At 52.8% G+C, this 13,549-nt stretch carries 10 protein-coding genes, 2 tRNA genes and 1 pseudogene; 6 read left to right on the top strand and 7 right to left on the bottom strand.

Going from position 1 to position 13,549, the window contains the following annotated elements; translation table 11 throughout:
• Positions 1–90: 90 nt before the first annotated feature.
• The gene (gene glk, locus ACLD4K_RS21125) at positions 91–1,056 is read right to left on the bottom strand and encodes a glucokinase (protein WP_023231214.1); all 966 of its coding nucleotides are present in this window, start codon (positions 1,054–1,056) and stop codon (positions 91–93) included.
• Between the two features lie 203 nt (positions 1,057–1,259).
• Between glk and ACLD4K_RS21130 the strand changes: the two genes are divergently transcribed.
• Complete coding sequence (locus tag ACLD4K_RS21130) at positions 1,260–2,495, top strand: ion channel protein (protein ID WP_023216157.1); 1,236 nt, start codon at positions 1,260–1,262, stop codon at positions 2,493–2,495.
• 19 nt (positions 2,496–2,514) lie between these two features.
• On the opposite strand, the gene ACLD4K_RS21135 is transcribed toward ACLD4K_RS21130, so the two are convergent.
• On the bottom strand, positions 2,515–4,167 hold the full coding sequence (locus ACLD4K_RS21135) for an alpha-keto acid decarboxylase family protein (protein ID WP_411012455.1): 1,653 nt from the start codon (positions 4,165–4,167) through the stop codon (positions 2,515–2,517).
• A 71-nt stretch (positions 4,168–4,238) separates the two neighbouring features.
• Between ACLD4K_RS21135 and ACLD4K_RS21140 the strand changes: the two are divergent.
• Together ACLD4K_RS21140 and ypeC are read left to right on the top strand one after the other, a co-directional pair.
• Positions 4,239–4,877 (top strand): annotated as a pseudogene (locus ACLD4K_RS21140) (aldo/keto reductase); the annotation flags it as partial.
• A gap of 113 nt (positions 4,878–4,990) precedes the next feature.
• Complete coding sequence (gene ypeC / locus ACLD4K_RS21145) at positions 4,991–5,317, top strand: DUF2502 domain-containing protein YpeC (RefSeq protein WP_076726960.1); 327 nt, start codon at positions 4,991–4,993, stop codon at positions 5,315–5,317.
• A gap of 60 nt (positions 5,318–5,377) precedes the next feature.
• Here the strand turns inward: ypeC and ACLD4K_RS21150 are convergent, their stop codons facing one another.
• The gene (locus tag ACLD4K_RS21150; protein ID WP_411012456.1) at positions 5,378–6,619 is read right to left on the bottom strand and encodes an Mn(2+) uptake NRAMP transporter MntH; all 1,242 of its coding nucleotides are present in this window, start codon (positions 6,617–6,619) and stop codon (positions 5,378–5,380) included.
• Positions 6,620–6,961: 342 nt separating this feature from the next.
• Here ACLD4K_RS21150 and nupC point away from each other — a divergent pair, with 342 nt between their 5' ends.
• A complete protein-coding gene (gene nupC / locus ACLD4K_RS21155; protein WP_000376343.1) occupies positions 6,962–8,164 on the top strand; it encodes a nucleoside permease NupC in 1,203 nt (400 codons plus the stop codon).
• 52 nt (positions 8,165–8,216) lie between these two features.
• On the opposite strand, the gene ACLD4K_RS21160 is transcribed toward nupC, so the two are convergent.
• The 3 genes from ACLD4K_RS21160 to ACLD4K_RS21170 form a co-directional block, all read right to left on the bottom strand.
• Positions 8,217–10,406 (bottom strand): MASE1 domain-containing protein, encoded by a 2,190-nt coding sequence (locus ACLD4K_RS21160; RefSeq protein ID WP_411012458.1) that lies wholly within the window; start codon positions 10,404–10,406, stop codon positions 8,217–8,219.
• Positions 10,407–10,595: 189 nt separating this feature from the next.
• Positions 10,596–10,671: transfer RNA gene (locus ACLD4K_RS21165), tRNA-Ala, on the bottom strand.
• Positions 10,672–10,713: 42 nt separating this feature from the next.
• A tRNA-Ala gene (locus tag ACLD4K_RS21170) sits at positions 10,714–10,789 on the bottom strand.
• 221 nt (positions 10,790–11,010) lie between these two features.
• Between ACLD4K_RS21170 and ACLD4K_RS21175 the strand changes: the two genes are divergently transcribed.
• Both ACLD4K_RS21175 and ACLD4K_RS21180 read left to right on the top strand, forming a co-directional pair.
• The gene (locus ACLD4K_RS21175; RefSeq protein ID WP_000472034.1) at positions 11,011–11,373 is read left to right on the top strand and encodes a MerR family transcriptional regulator; all 363 of its coding nucleotides are present in this window, start codon (positions 11,011–11,013) and stop codon (positions 11,371–11,373) included.
• 1 nt (position 11,374) lies between these two features.
• Positions 11,375–11,767 carry a MerR family transcriptional regulator gene (locus ACLD4K_RS21180; protein WP_000826514.1) on the top strand — a complete coding sequence of 131 codons (393 nt, stop codon included), beginning with the start codon at positions 11,375–11,377 and terminating at the stop codon, positions 11,765–11,767.
• A 53-nt stretch (positions 11,768–11,820) separates the two neighbouring features.
• Here ACLD4K_RS21180 and gltX read toward each other — a convergent pair whose 3' ends face one another.
• Entirely contained in the window at positions 11,821–13,236 is a 1,416-nt protein-coding gene (gltX, locus tag ACLD4K_RS21185; protein ID WP_411012457.1) for a glutamate--tRNA ligase, read from the bottom strand.
• Positions 13,237–13,549 lie beyond the last annotated feature (313 nt).

Below are 13,549 nucleotides of genomic sequence, written 5' to 3' on the forward strand. Positions count from 1 at the left end.
ATGATTAATTGCCTGATGACGCTGCGCTTATCAGGCCTACAGATGACACACTTTTATAGGCCGGATAAGGCGTTTATGCCGTCATCTGACTTATAGAATATGGCCTAATGTCTGGCGCAGATGCGCGCCGGAGCCTAACAAGCCAGGATTATCATGGACAATCAAATAGACCGGAATACCGTGTACATAATCTTTAAAGCGGCCTTTATCTTCAAAGCCACCACGGAAGCCGGACGCTTTAAAAAATTCCAGGAAGCGCGGGACAATACCGCCAGCGATATAAACGCCGCCAAATGTCCCCATGGTTAACGCCAGATCGCCGCCAAATCGCCCCATGATGACGCAAAAGAGCGACAACGCGCGGCGACAATCGATACAGCTATCCGCCAGGGCGCGTTCGGTAATATCTTTCGGGCGCAGATTTTCTGGCAGACGGTTGTCGGACTTAACAATCGCCCGGTAAAGATTCACCAGCCCCGGGCCAGACAGCACGCGCTCGGCGGAAACATGGCCAATTTCGGCGCGCAATATTTCCAGAATCATAGCTTCTTCTTCGCTATTAGGCGCAAAATCGACATGCCCGCCTTCGCCCGCAAGGCTAATCCAACGCTTATCCACATGCACCAGATGCGCCACGCCCAAGCCGGTTCCCGCGCCATACACCGCAATAGGTTTGCCGTCTACCGGTTCGCCGCCGCCGAACTGAATTAAATGCTCTTTTTTCAGCATCGGGATCGCCATCGACACGGCGGTGAAATCGTTGATGATTTCCAGATGGCTAAAGCCGAGATTTTTTTTCATTTCCGCAATAGAAAAAGCCCAGGTATGGTTAGTCATCGCTACCCAGTCACCGGTAATCGGGCAGGCTATGGCGATACAACCATCCTCCACGCTGACGCTATGCTCATCGAGATAAACGCGCACCACGGCCTCAAGACTGGGATAATCCAGGCCGGAATACGTTTTGGCCTGCGAGATTTCTCCACTGGCGATATCACACAGGGCAAGACGCGCATTCGTGCCGCCTACATCGCCTACTAAAGCATACTTTGTCATTCTTCTACTGCTCCGCTAAAGTCAAAATAAGTCTTTGTCACACTGTAAATTCATGGGGGCATAACAACAACGGCCATCAGGCTGACTGCCTATAAATATAGATCTTCATCACAGAATTACTTTCTTGTTTCAGCACCAATTGCAGCAATGCCGTCGGGCAGGCTGTGCAAAATAGGTATACGACCCCGTGTAAGGAAGAGATTATGTTCCACCCGCGTGCCCGAACGATGCTACTGCTGTCGCTCCCCGCACTGATTATTGGCGTAGCGTCAAGCCTGGTTTTAATCGCCTCGATGAAAGTCGCGTCGGTTTTTCAGCAATTTCTTTGGCAACGACTGCCCACCAGCATCGGCATCGCTTATGATTCGCCGTTCTGGATAGTGGGTATGCTCACGCTAACCGGGATCGTGGTGGGTTTGATTATCCGTTACAGTCCTGGGCACGCTGGCCCCGATCCGGCCATCGAACCGTTAATCAGTATGCCGGTCTCGCCATCTGCGCTGCCCGGGCTGCTTCTCGCCTTAATCATCGGCCTTGCTGGTGGGGTAAGTTTGGGGCCAGAGCATCCGATAATGACAATAAATATCGCGCTGGCGGCGGCTTTCGGCTCCCGCCTGTTTCCGCGTATCACGGCGTTAGACTGGACGATTCTGGCCTCTGCGGGCACCATCGGCGCGCTGTTCGGCACGCCCGTCGCCGCGGCGCTGATTTTTTCGCAAACGCTTAGCGGCTCTAACGATATTCCCATGTGGGATCGCCTGTTTGCGCCGTTAATGGCGGCAGCGGCGGGGTCACTCACCACCAGCCTGTTCTTTCATCCGCATTTTTCGTTACCCATCGCCCATTACACGCAGATGCGGCTGGTGGACATTGCCAGCGGAGCGATCGTCGCGGCGATCGCCATTGCCGCAGGGATGGTCGCCGTCTGGTGCCTTCCGCGTCTGCATGAGTTGCTGCACCGCCTGAAAAATCCGGTCCTGATTCTCGGCATTGGCGGTTTTATACTGGGTATTCTGGGCGTCATTGGCGGGCCGCTTACCCTCTTTAAAGGCCTGGACGAAATGCAACAAATGGCGTTTAGCCAGACGTTGGGCGCGGGAGATTATTTTACCTTAGCCGTCGTCAAACTCGCCGCGCTGGTCATTGCGGCGGCGAGCGGCTTTCGCGGCGGGCGCATTTTTCCGGCTGTGTTTATCGGCGCGGCGCTGGGGCTCATGCTCCATGCCCATGTTGAGGCCGTACCCGCGGCGATTACCGTCTCCTGCGCGATTCTTGGCTTAGTGCTGGTAGTGACGCGCGACGGCTGGCTCAGTCTGTTTATGGCGGCAGTCGTCGTACCGGATACCAATCTGCTGCCGCTGCTCTGCATTGTGATGCTCCCCGCCTGGCTATTGCTGGCGGGAAAACCGTTGCTGGCCGCCAACCGTCACGAACCCTAATCCGGCGCAGCGGGGGCCATTATCCCCCGTTGCGGGCTTCCAGCGCCCGGGTCACGGTACGCAGTAATTCCGGCAGATCGGCTTTTGGCAACATCACTTCAATAAATGACAGACGTTGTGGGCGCGCCAGCCGTTCGAGGACCTCCGCCAGTTGGGTAGCCTGCGTCACCCGCCAGCACTCCGCCTGTTGCGCCGCGTTTAGCGCCGGTGGTATCTGCGTCCAGTTCCAGCTCGCGATGTCGTTATACCGCTGGGCCGCGCCGTGAATGGCGCGCTCTACGGTATAGCCGTCATTGTTGAGCAGCAGGATAACCGGCGCCTGCCCGTCACGTAACATCGAGCCCATCTCCTGAATCGTGAGCTGCGCCGCGCCATCGCCAATAATCAGAATCACCCGCCGATCGGGGCAGGCGGTTTGCGCGCCAAACGCGGCGGGCAAGGAATAGCCGATAGATCCCCACAGCGGCTGTACCACAACCTCCGCGCCGTCAGGAAGCGACAGCGCGGCAGCGCCAAAAGCTGCGGTCCCCTGGTCGACAAGGATAATATCGCCGGGTTTGAGATACTGCTGTAAAGTTTGCCAGAAACTTTCCTGGGTCAGTTCTCCCTTATCAATCCGCACTGGCTGTCCGGCGGAACGCGTCGGCGGCGGCGCAAAAGCGCATTCAAGGCACAGTTCGCGCAGCGTAGACACCGCCTGCGCCATCGGGAGGTTGAACCAGGTTTCGCCGATGCGCGACGCGTAAGGCTGAATCTCCAGCGTGCGTTCCGCCGGCAATTGTTGGGTAAATCCGGCCGTAAGGGTATCGACAAAACGGGTGCCGACGCAGATAACCCTATCGGCGTCCTCTATGGCCTGACGCACTTCTTTGCTGCTGGCGCCAGCGCTATAGGTGCCAACGAAGTTCGGGTGCTGTTCATCAAAAAGCCCCTTCCCCATCAGTAGTGTCGCATGAGCGATGGGCGTTTCCGCCATCCAGCGCTGCAACAGTGGTCGTAAACCAAAACGCCCGGCAAGAAAGTCGGCCAATAGCGCAATGCGCCGACTGTTCATCAGGCACTGACGGGCGTGGTAACGAAAAGCCGTCTCCACGCCGCTTTGCGTTTCATATGCGGGCAACGTCAGCGCCTGCGTAGGCGGGATGGCCGTTTTTTTCGCCACGTCGGCGGGCAACATGATGTATCCTGGCCTGCGTGCGGCAAGCATTTCACCCAATACACGGTCAATCTCGAAACAGGCGTTCTGTTCATCCAATATTGCGCTGGCAACAGATATCGCCTGACTCATGCGATAAAAATGACGAAAATCGCCGTCACCGAGGGTATGGTGCATCAATTCGCCACGCTGCTGCGCAGCGCTACAGGGCGCGCCGACGATATGCAAGACCGGGACATATTCCGCGTAACTGCCCGCGATACCGTTAATAGCGCTAAGTTCTCCCACGCCAAAGGTGGTAAGTAGCGCTCCAGCGCCCGACATGCGCGCATAACCGTCCGCGGCATAAGCGGCGTTCAGCTCATTGGCGCATCCCACCCAACGCAGGGTCGGGTGGTCAATCACATGGTCAAGAAACTGCAAGTTATAATCGCCCGGTACGCCAAAAAGATGGCCAATGCCGCATCCTGCCAGTCTGTCCAGCAAATAGTCGGCCACGGTATAGGGGTTTTGCATGACAGCTTTCCTTCTGACGTTGACATTATGTTGAGTATTAAGGAATGGCGATGGCTGTCCAGCACGGTGGGGATGAAAGCCTGAAACGTATGGGGCTGGAGTATGTCGATATCTTTTATCACCATCGTCCCGATCCCGAAACGCCGCTTAAAGAGACGATGAAAGCGTTAGATCACCTTGTGCGCCAGGGCAAAGCGTTGTACGTGGGGATCTCTAACTATCCTGCCGATCTGGCCAGACAAGCTATCGATATTCTGGAGGATCTCGGCACACCTTGCCTGATTCATCAGCCTAAATATTCGCTTTTTGAGCGTTGGGTAGAGGACGGGCTGCTGGCGCTGTTGCAGGAAAAAGGCGTCGGTAGTATTGCCTTCTCGCCGCTGGCGGGCGGGCAGCTCACTGACCGTTATTTGAATGGCATTCCGGAAGATTCCCGCGCGGCGAGCGGAAGCCGTTTCCTTAAACCAGAACAGATTACCGCCGACAAACTGGAAAAAGTTCGCCGGTTGAATGAACTGGCTGCGCGACGGGGCCAAAAATTGTCTCAGATGGCGCTCGCCTGGGTGCTGCGTAACGATAACGTTACCTCGGTACTGATTGGCGCCAGCAAACCGTCGCAAATCGAAGATGCCGTAGGAATGCTGGCCAATCGCCGTTTTTCGGCGGCGGAATGTGCAGAAATTGACGCTATTCTGGAGGGGCGGTTTTAGCAAAAAATGCTCTCCTTCATGATTTAAGAGTTAAGGCGATGAAACAAATCTTTACTGCTTTGTAATATTGCATTAACAGGCCGGCGACGGCTCGATCGTGAAGGAGAGAAAGTATGTTCAGGTCACTGATTCTGGCGGCAGCCTTGCTGGCTTTTACACCGCTTGCCGCGAATGCGGGCGAAATCACCCTGTTGCCCTCAATAAAATTACAGATTGGCGATCGCGATGATTACGGTAACTACTGGGACGGTGGTCGCTGGCGCGACCGGGATTACTGGCACAGTAACTATGAATGGCGTAAAAATCGCTGGTGGCGCCATGACAACGGCTATCATCGCGGCTGGGATAAGCGTAAAGCGTATGAACGCGGTTATCGGGAAGGCTGGCGCGATCGCGACGATCATCGCGGGCGAGGCCGGGGTCACAAACATCATCACTAAGCCTCCTGCTGAATAACAGCCCGATGACGCCCACGCATCGGGCCTGCTATCTTTCTGTCTTTATGACAACCTCATCACCGTTCCAACCAGTAACCAGATATTCAGGGCGACGACCAGCACGACAATTATCCAGCCAATCTGTTTTACCCACCGCGTGTTCACCAGCTCGCCCATTAGCGTAGCGTTACTGGTGAAAATCAGGAGCGGCACCAGCGCCAGCGCAATACCAAAACTCAGCAGCACCTGACTCATCACCAGAATTCGGGTAGGGTCCAGCCCCATCAAAATCACAATAAATGAGGGCAGCATGGTAATGGTGCGCCGTACCCACAGCGGAATGTGAAAACGGACAAACCCTTGCATCACCACCTGCCCCGCCAGAGTCCCTACCACAGTGGAGGAAAGCCCTGCCGCTACCAGACTAAGACCAAACACCGTTGCCGCCGCATGGCTTAGTAACGGTTCCAGCGTCAGGTATGCCTGATCGAGGTCGGCGATGCCGGTGTGACCGCTAAAATGAAACGCCGCCGCGGCGGTCGCCATCATTGCCAGATTGACAAAACCGGCAATCGTCATGGCAATAGCGACATCCCATTTCGTCGCTGAGTACCGTTGTTGCCGCGTTCCGCCGTGCAGATGCTGTGTTAATGACGAGTGCAGATAAATCACGTGCGGCATAATCGTCGCGCCAAGCACGCCGGCGGCTAAGAATACGGCTTCCGTGTTCGGTAGCGCCGGGATAACCATTCCTTTGCCGAGCTGGGCCATATCAGGCTGAGAGAAGAACAGCTCCACAATGTAGGCAGCGGCGACAAAAAGCAGTAAACCGCCGATGACTTTTTCAAGCGGTTTTTGACCGCGGCGTTGTAACATTAAAATCAGAAATGTCGCGATACCGGTCAATACCGCGCCCTGTAATAAAGAGACGCCCAGGATCAGCTTAAAACCTATTGCCGCGCCGATAAATTCAGCTAAATCGGTGGCCATCGCGATGATTTCCGCCTGTACCCAGTAAAACCAGACTACCGGGCGCGGATAATGGTCGCGAATTTGCTCCGCCAGGTTCTTGCCCGTGGCGATTCCGAGTTTTGCCGAGAGGATTTGAATCAGCATCGCCATCAGGTTCGCCCAGACCACCACCCAGAGTAGCTGGTAGCCAAAGCTGGCGCCGGCCTGAATATTGGTCGCGAAGTTACCGGGATCGATGTAACCAATCGCGGCAATGAACGCAGGTCCCATTAATGCGAGCCTTAGCTTGCGCGCCGCCCGTCCGCTGCTATTCTCTACGCGATTGTCAGTCATCTTTTGCCTCAAAAACATAGCCTTTGCTATGTTTCATGCTATGTTTGTTGATAATGATTATCAAGTGCATTTCAATGGGTGCGGATGATTACTGTGATAGTGTGAAACGATAGACCGATACGATGACGACCTGTATCAGAACAGTTTGGCTTAACATTACAAGATTAGCACACTGATATAACTTTTCATTTTCATATTCAGTACAGTAAAAGTGTATTACAGATCACTAATTTTGAATCTCGTCACAGGTCCTTATTATAGTGTGTGTTGGATCTCGTTTTCTTTACGGCTGTTGCATAGAATGTGCACGAAAATTAAACCTGCCTCATATTTGGAGCAAATATGGACCGCGTCCTTCATTTTGTCCTGGCGCTTGCCGTTGTTGCGGTACTCGCACTGCTGGTTAGCAGTGACCGTAAAAAAATCCGCATTCGTTATGTTATTCAATTGCTTGTTATTGAAGTGCTACTGGCCTGGTTCTTCCTGAACTCTGATGTTGGCCTTGGCTTCGTAAAAGGTTTCTCCGAGATGTTTGAAAAACTGCTCGGATTTGCCAACGAAGGGACAAACTTCGTCTTCGGCAGTATGAACGATCAAGGTTTGGCGTTCTTCTTCCTGAAAGTATTGTGCCCGATTGTCTTTATTTCCGCGTTGATCGGTATTCTCCAGCATATCCGTGTTCTGCCAGTGGTCATCCGCGCTATTGGTTTCCTGCTGTCCAAAGTAAACGGTATGGGCAAACTGGAATCTTTTAACGCCGTCAGCTCGCTGATCCTCGGCCAGTCTGAGAACTTTATCGCTTATAAAGATATCCTCGGCAAAATGTCCCGTAACCGCATGTACACCATGGCTGCAACGGCGATGTCGACCGTTTCTATGTCTATTGTGGGCGCGTATATGACCATGCTGGACCCTAAATATGTGGTCGCAGCGCTGGTTCTGAACATGTTCAGCACCTTTATCGTACTGTCGCTGATCAACCCCTATACCGTTGATGCCAGCGAAGAAAATATTCAGATGTCGAACCTGCATGAAGGCCAAAGTTTCTTCGAAATGCTGGGCGAGTACATTCTGGCAGGTTTTAAAGTGGCGATTATCGTCGCGGCGATGCTGATCGGCTTCATCGCGCTGATCGCGGCGCTGAACGCGCTGTTCGCAACGGTTACCGGTTGGTTCGGTTACAGCATCTCCTTCCAGGGCATTCTGGGTTACATCTTCTACCCGGTCGCATGGGTAATGGGCGTACCGTCCAGTGAAGCGCTGCAGGTAGGAAGTATCATGGCGACCAAACTGGTTTCCAACGAATTCGTGGCGATGATGGATCTGCAGAAAATCGCCTCTACCCTCTCTCCACGCGCTGAAGGCATTATCTCCGTCTTCCTGGTGTCCTTCGCGAACTTCTCTTCCATCGGTATTATTGCGGGCGCGATTAAAGGCCTGAACGAAGAGCAAGGCAACGTGGTTTCCCGTTTTGGTCTGAAACTGGTTTACGGTTCTACGCTGGTGAGCGTACTGTCCGCCTCTATCGCGGCGCTGGTACTGTAAGTCTGCGTTTAATGTAGAAACCGGGGAGCTATCCCCGGTTTTTTTACGCCGCTTATTTGCCTAACGGGCGCGGGCGGCCAATCAGATATCCCTGCAAACTATGTACGCCAAGCTGCAATAGCAGATCGCGCTGCGCAGGCGTTTCAACAAACTCAGCCACGACGCTCAACGATTTCGCTTTCGCTAAATCAGTGATGGATTTCACGATCATCGCATCCAGGGAGTCCGTCAGAATATCTTTTACGAAACAACCGTCGATTTTAATGATGTCCGCCTTAAGGCGTTTTAGCCGTTCATAGTTTGCATAACCGGTACCGAAATCATCAATGGCGATTTTTAGGCCAAACTTACGCAACTGGTTGATATTGTGCATACTGATTTCGGAATGAGAGAAGGCCTGTTCTTCAGTAATTTCGATGATGACCGAAGCGGGCGGGACGCCATAGCGTTTAAAAAGCTGCATAATGCGCGACGCCGTCTCTTTTTGCAGCAGCGTCAGCGGCATCAAATTAACCGAGAAACGCGCCCCCAGCTCCGCTGAAGGATGCGCGGACAGCCATTGCAGCAGCGCTTCCATCACCTGCATATCAAACCGTACGCTCAGGTTAAACTGGGCGATAAGCGGAATGAACTGATTGGGCATCATGATACCGTCGTCGCACCGAAGCCGCGTCAGAATCTCGTCATACCCTTTTCCCTGCGCGTCGCGAATGGGTTGCGCATACAAAACAAGCGCGCCGCGCTCCAGCGCCTGACGGATTTTCTGCAACCGCAGCACCCGTTCCGTCGTCTGCCCGGAAGCGGCTTCAATACTCTGGGTCAGTGCAAGCACCCGACGGTGCGAGCAGGATTGCTCCGCCAGCCAGCTTAATTGCCCCAACAGCGGTTGCAAGGTTTCCTGGCGACCATCGAATGTTCCCCACGATGCGCCATATTCCATGTCCAGACCGGTATTGTTCCAGTAAATTTTGCGGTTATTAAGCACATTGAGCATATATTGCAGGCGGGCTTCCGTCTCCGGTCCCGTCAGTACCAGCAATAATTCACTGCCCGGCAGATGGAAAATTTTCTCCTTTTCCAGCAGCAGCGGCTGCAACATGCGAAACACCTCGCGTTCGCAATGCACGCGCATCTGCATACCGTAATGACGGCTCAGAAATTCCAGGTTTTCCATGCGTAAATAACACACGCTTTGCCCGGCATCCTGTAAAAGAAACTGTTCCAGCGCACGCAGGTTAGGCAGTTGCGTCAACGGATCGGTCAACGCCTGCGAGTGCCATTGTCGATTCAACCATTCGCTACGTTGGTTAATCCGCGCCATGTACAACAAACAAATACTAAAAGAAATGAGAACTGAAAGGATAAATGCCAGCGAATATTCTGAGCCCACGCCCTGCAGAAAATTGCGATTATAGCTAAGCAGGAATAGCGCAGTGAGCGCCCAACTAAAATTCAACAGCGGATAACTGATTTTCCCCACGCCGAGGGTAAATCCAATGAACAGGACTGGCACCAGATAGCCAGCAATATACTGTGTCTCGAAAGGCGTACACAGCACCGCTAATAGCGTCGCCAGAGTGGCAAACCAGAGAAGCGTAAACAGGCGTTTTTCTTTGGCGAGATAAGGAGCGACATCCCTCCGCCAGAAAATACGAATATAGTGCGGGCTGACGATCATCCGCAGCGGATAATAGAAAAAGAGGGTAAAAATAAGCGCGGCAGAAATCAGACTCAATAAATCAACAATCGAGAAAATAGCGGTGCCGGTGCCAAAGAAGGTAGAGATGGTCACCGGGAAAGCCAGGTAGCGCCCCGCCAGATGCATACTGATTTTTATGCCAAACGGCGTCATTAACCCTAACCAGAAAACGCGTAGCCAGATGCCTTTGTTGGGTATTCCGTAGCGCCAGCGCGCGCCCAACTGCCAGCGTACGATAGCGCAAACCAGTAACACGGGAAACGTCTGGCAAAATAGCAGTACCATCGCCTGCGGCAGAGGTAAATGAAAATTCCATTCATTAGTCAACATCATTCCGCCTACCATCGGCGCGACGCCACGGCGGCCAAATAAAAACAGCACGGAAAACATGACGCAGAGCGGTAGCCAGGCCAGAAAGATGTAGCTGGAATCAATTGTGGCGCGGGGAGAAATGAGACGGGATAGCAGAACAGCCGGAACAGTCAGGCAGAAAGCCAGTAAAAATATTTTTATATTTTTTAATACGTTACACTTATCCAGCATTGCTTTAATGCTCACATCATTATATAAGGCGCATGAATAATAAGTATATTCGCATTATGAAGCAATCTAACAAAAGCTCATATTGACCGCAAAGCAGCGGCAAACAAACGCACCTGAAGAGCAGATCAGACGCCATGAATTTTGTGACAAAAAGCAAAAACCCCCGCTTTTCAGCGAGGGTTTGAATGTTGGTGGAGCTAAGCGGGATCGAACCGCTGACCTCTTGCATGCCATGCAAGCGCTCTCCCAGCTGAGCTATAGCCCCATAGTGCTTTTACGTATACGCCAAATTTATCGGGAGTAAATTTGGTGGAGCTAAGCGGGATCGAACCGCTGACCTCTTGCATGCCATGCAAGCGCTCTCCCAGCTGAGCTATAGCCCCACTACGTAAAGCTTGTCGAGTTGACGGGCGGCATCATATGAATTCCCTCGGCATGTGTCAACGGCAAAATGAACTTGCCGAATTCAATCGCTGAAAAAGCATTCAAATAAAGGACATTGCGGCACAACTCGCATTCAGTAGTTAAACACGTCACGGTTTCGACTAAAATGGTGCTATAAAATGAACCACTAATTAACCCCACGACTATTCAGGGAATCGTTATGTTCAAGGAACGGATGACGCCAGAAGAACTCGCTAATCTCACCGGTTACAGCCGACAAACCATCAATAAATGGGTACGGAAAGAAGGCTGGGCAACATCGCCCAAACCTGGCGTCCAGGGCGGTAAAGCCCGTCTGGTTCATGTAAACGAACAGGTTCGTGAATATATCCGCAGCGCTGAACGTTCAGTTGACCATCACGCAGACACATTTACGCCTGCCAGCAACGCATCGCTTGAAGCGCTGCTCATGACGCTCGCCAAAGAGATGACCTCATCCGAGCAGAAACAGTTTACCTCTCTCCTCGTGCGTGAAGGGATTACTGGTTTGTTACAACGCTTAGGGATACGCGATAGCAAATAATATGAAAAGATTACGCAGTAAAATGACCACTGAAGAGCTGGCTGAATGCCTCGGCGTGGCCAGACAAACCGTCAATCGCTGGATCAGAGAACAACACTGGAAAACCGAAAAATTTCCCGGCGTCAAAGGCGGACGCGCAAGACTCATCCATATTGATGCCAGCGTGCGGGAGTTCATTCTCAATATTCCGGCTTTTCGCAAACTGCCTGCGTTTTATCAGGCGGAAGAGGCTTTCGCAGAATATGCGAACGCGGCGCACAGTCACGCTTATCGACAAATTATTGATGCCGTAGAAAATATGTCTGCTCAGGAACAGGAAAAACTGGCGCTGTTTTTATCACGGGAAGGTATTCGCGGATTTCTGACGCGTTTAGGTATCAATGAGGCGGACTAACAAATAATAAACGGCAGGCGTCTGCCCTGCCGTTTATTCTGTTTCGGCTGGCGTTACTGCTGGCTTTCACGCTCGGCGATAAAGCCCAGCGCTTTGTTGATGCGCTCAATGCTGCGAGTTTTGCCAATCGCATGTACGGTGACATCCAGCGCAGGTGACTGCCCGGCACCGGTCACAGCCACACGCAGCGGCATCCCCACTTTACCCATCCCCACTTCCAGCTCATCCGCGGTGGTCTGAATCGCGTGGTGGACGTTTTCTGCTGACCAGTCCGTAATCGCCGACAGCTTGTCGCGTACCACTTCCAGCGGCTGACGCGCCACCGGGCGGAGGTGTTTTTTCGCCGCATCGGCGTCAAACTCGCTGAAGTCTTCATAGAAGTAGCGGCAGCTCTGCGCCATCTCTTTCAGAGTCTTGCAGCGCTCGCCCAGCAACTTCACCAGTTCAGCAAGCTGCGGGCCGTTACGGGTGTCGATATTTTCCTGCTCGATATGCCACTGCAAATGCGTCGCCACATATTCCGGCGCCAGCGTATTGATATAGTGGTGGTTCAGCCACAGCAGTTTATCAGTGTTGAACGCGCTCGCAGACTTGCTCACCGCACCGAGGGAGAACAGTTTAATCATCTCTTCGCGGGTGAAGATTTCCTGATCGCCGCTGGACCAGCCCAGACGCACCAGATAGTTCAGCAACGCTTCCGGCAGATAACCGTCATCGCGATACTGCATCACGCTCACCGCACCGTGACGTTTAGACAGCTTTTTACCGTCGTCGCCGTTAATCATCGACACATGCGCGTACATCGGCACCGGCGCGTTTAACGCTTTCAGAATGTTAATCTGGCGCGGAGTATTGTTGATATGGTCTTCGCCACGAATCACATGGGTAATTTCCATATCCCAGTCGTCAACCACCACACAGAAGTTGTAGGTCGGCGAACCGTCGGTACGACGAATGATCAGATCGTCCAGCTCCTGATTGCTGAATTCGATCGGGCCACGGATCTGATCGTCAAAAATAACGGAACCGTCCTGCGGGTTGGCAAAGCGCACCACGCATGGCTCATCGTCGGCATGATGTTCGTGACTGTGACGGCAACGCCCGTCATAACGCGGCTTCTCGCCTTTCGCCATCTGATCTTCACGCAGCTGGTCCAGACGTTCTTTAGAGCAGTAGCATTTATAGGCTGTTCCCGCCTCCAGCATCTCGTCAATCACCGCGTTATAGCGATCAAAACGTTTGGTCTGGAAATATGGGCCTTCGTCCCATTCCAGGTTCAGCCAGTTCATACCATCCATGATGGCTTCAATGGCTTCCGGCGTGGAACGCTCAAGATCGGTGTCTTCAATACGCAGCACGAATTCACCGCCGTGGTGACGTGCGAAAAGCCAGGAATAAAGAGCAGTACGCGCGCCGCCGACGTGCAGATAACCTGTCGGGCTAGGCGCGAAGCGAGTTTTGATTTTCATGAAATGGCCTTACGTTTATAAAGATGCCGACAACCGGCAAATCCTGGAAAGATGAATAGCCTTGTATTCTATCACTGTGGCTTGATTCCTCAATGTTGATCCGGTCAGAACGCTGCGCTTTGCTATTTCCGTATAGAAATCATGCAGTGCGGGGTAATTCACGATCGTTTTGTTTAATTTTACGACGAACAAACAAAAACTTTAGAAAATGCGTTGACTCATTTTCAACTCTCCCTATAATGCGACTCCACACAGCGGGGGTGATTAGCTCAGCTGGGAGAGCACCTCCCTTACAAGGAGGGGGTCGGCGGTT

Origin of the sequence: Salmonella sp. 741265055_HSA, assembly GCF_046569525.1 — a bacterium.
Taxonomy (GTDB): domain Bacteria; phylum Pseudomonadota; class Gammaproteobacteria; order Enterobacterales; family Enterobacteriaceae; genus Salmonella; species Salmonella enterica.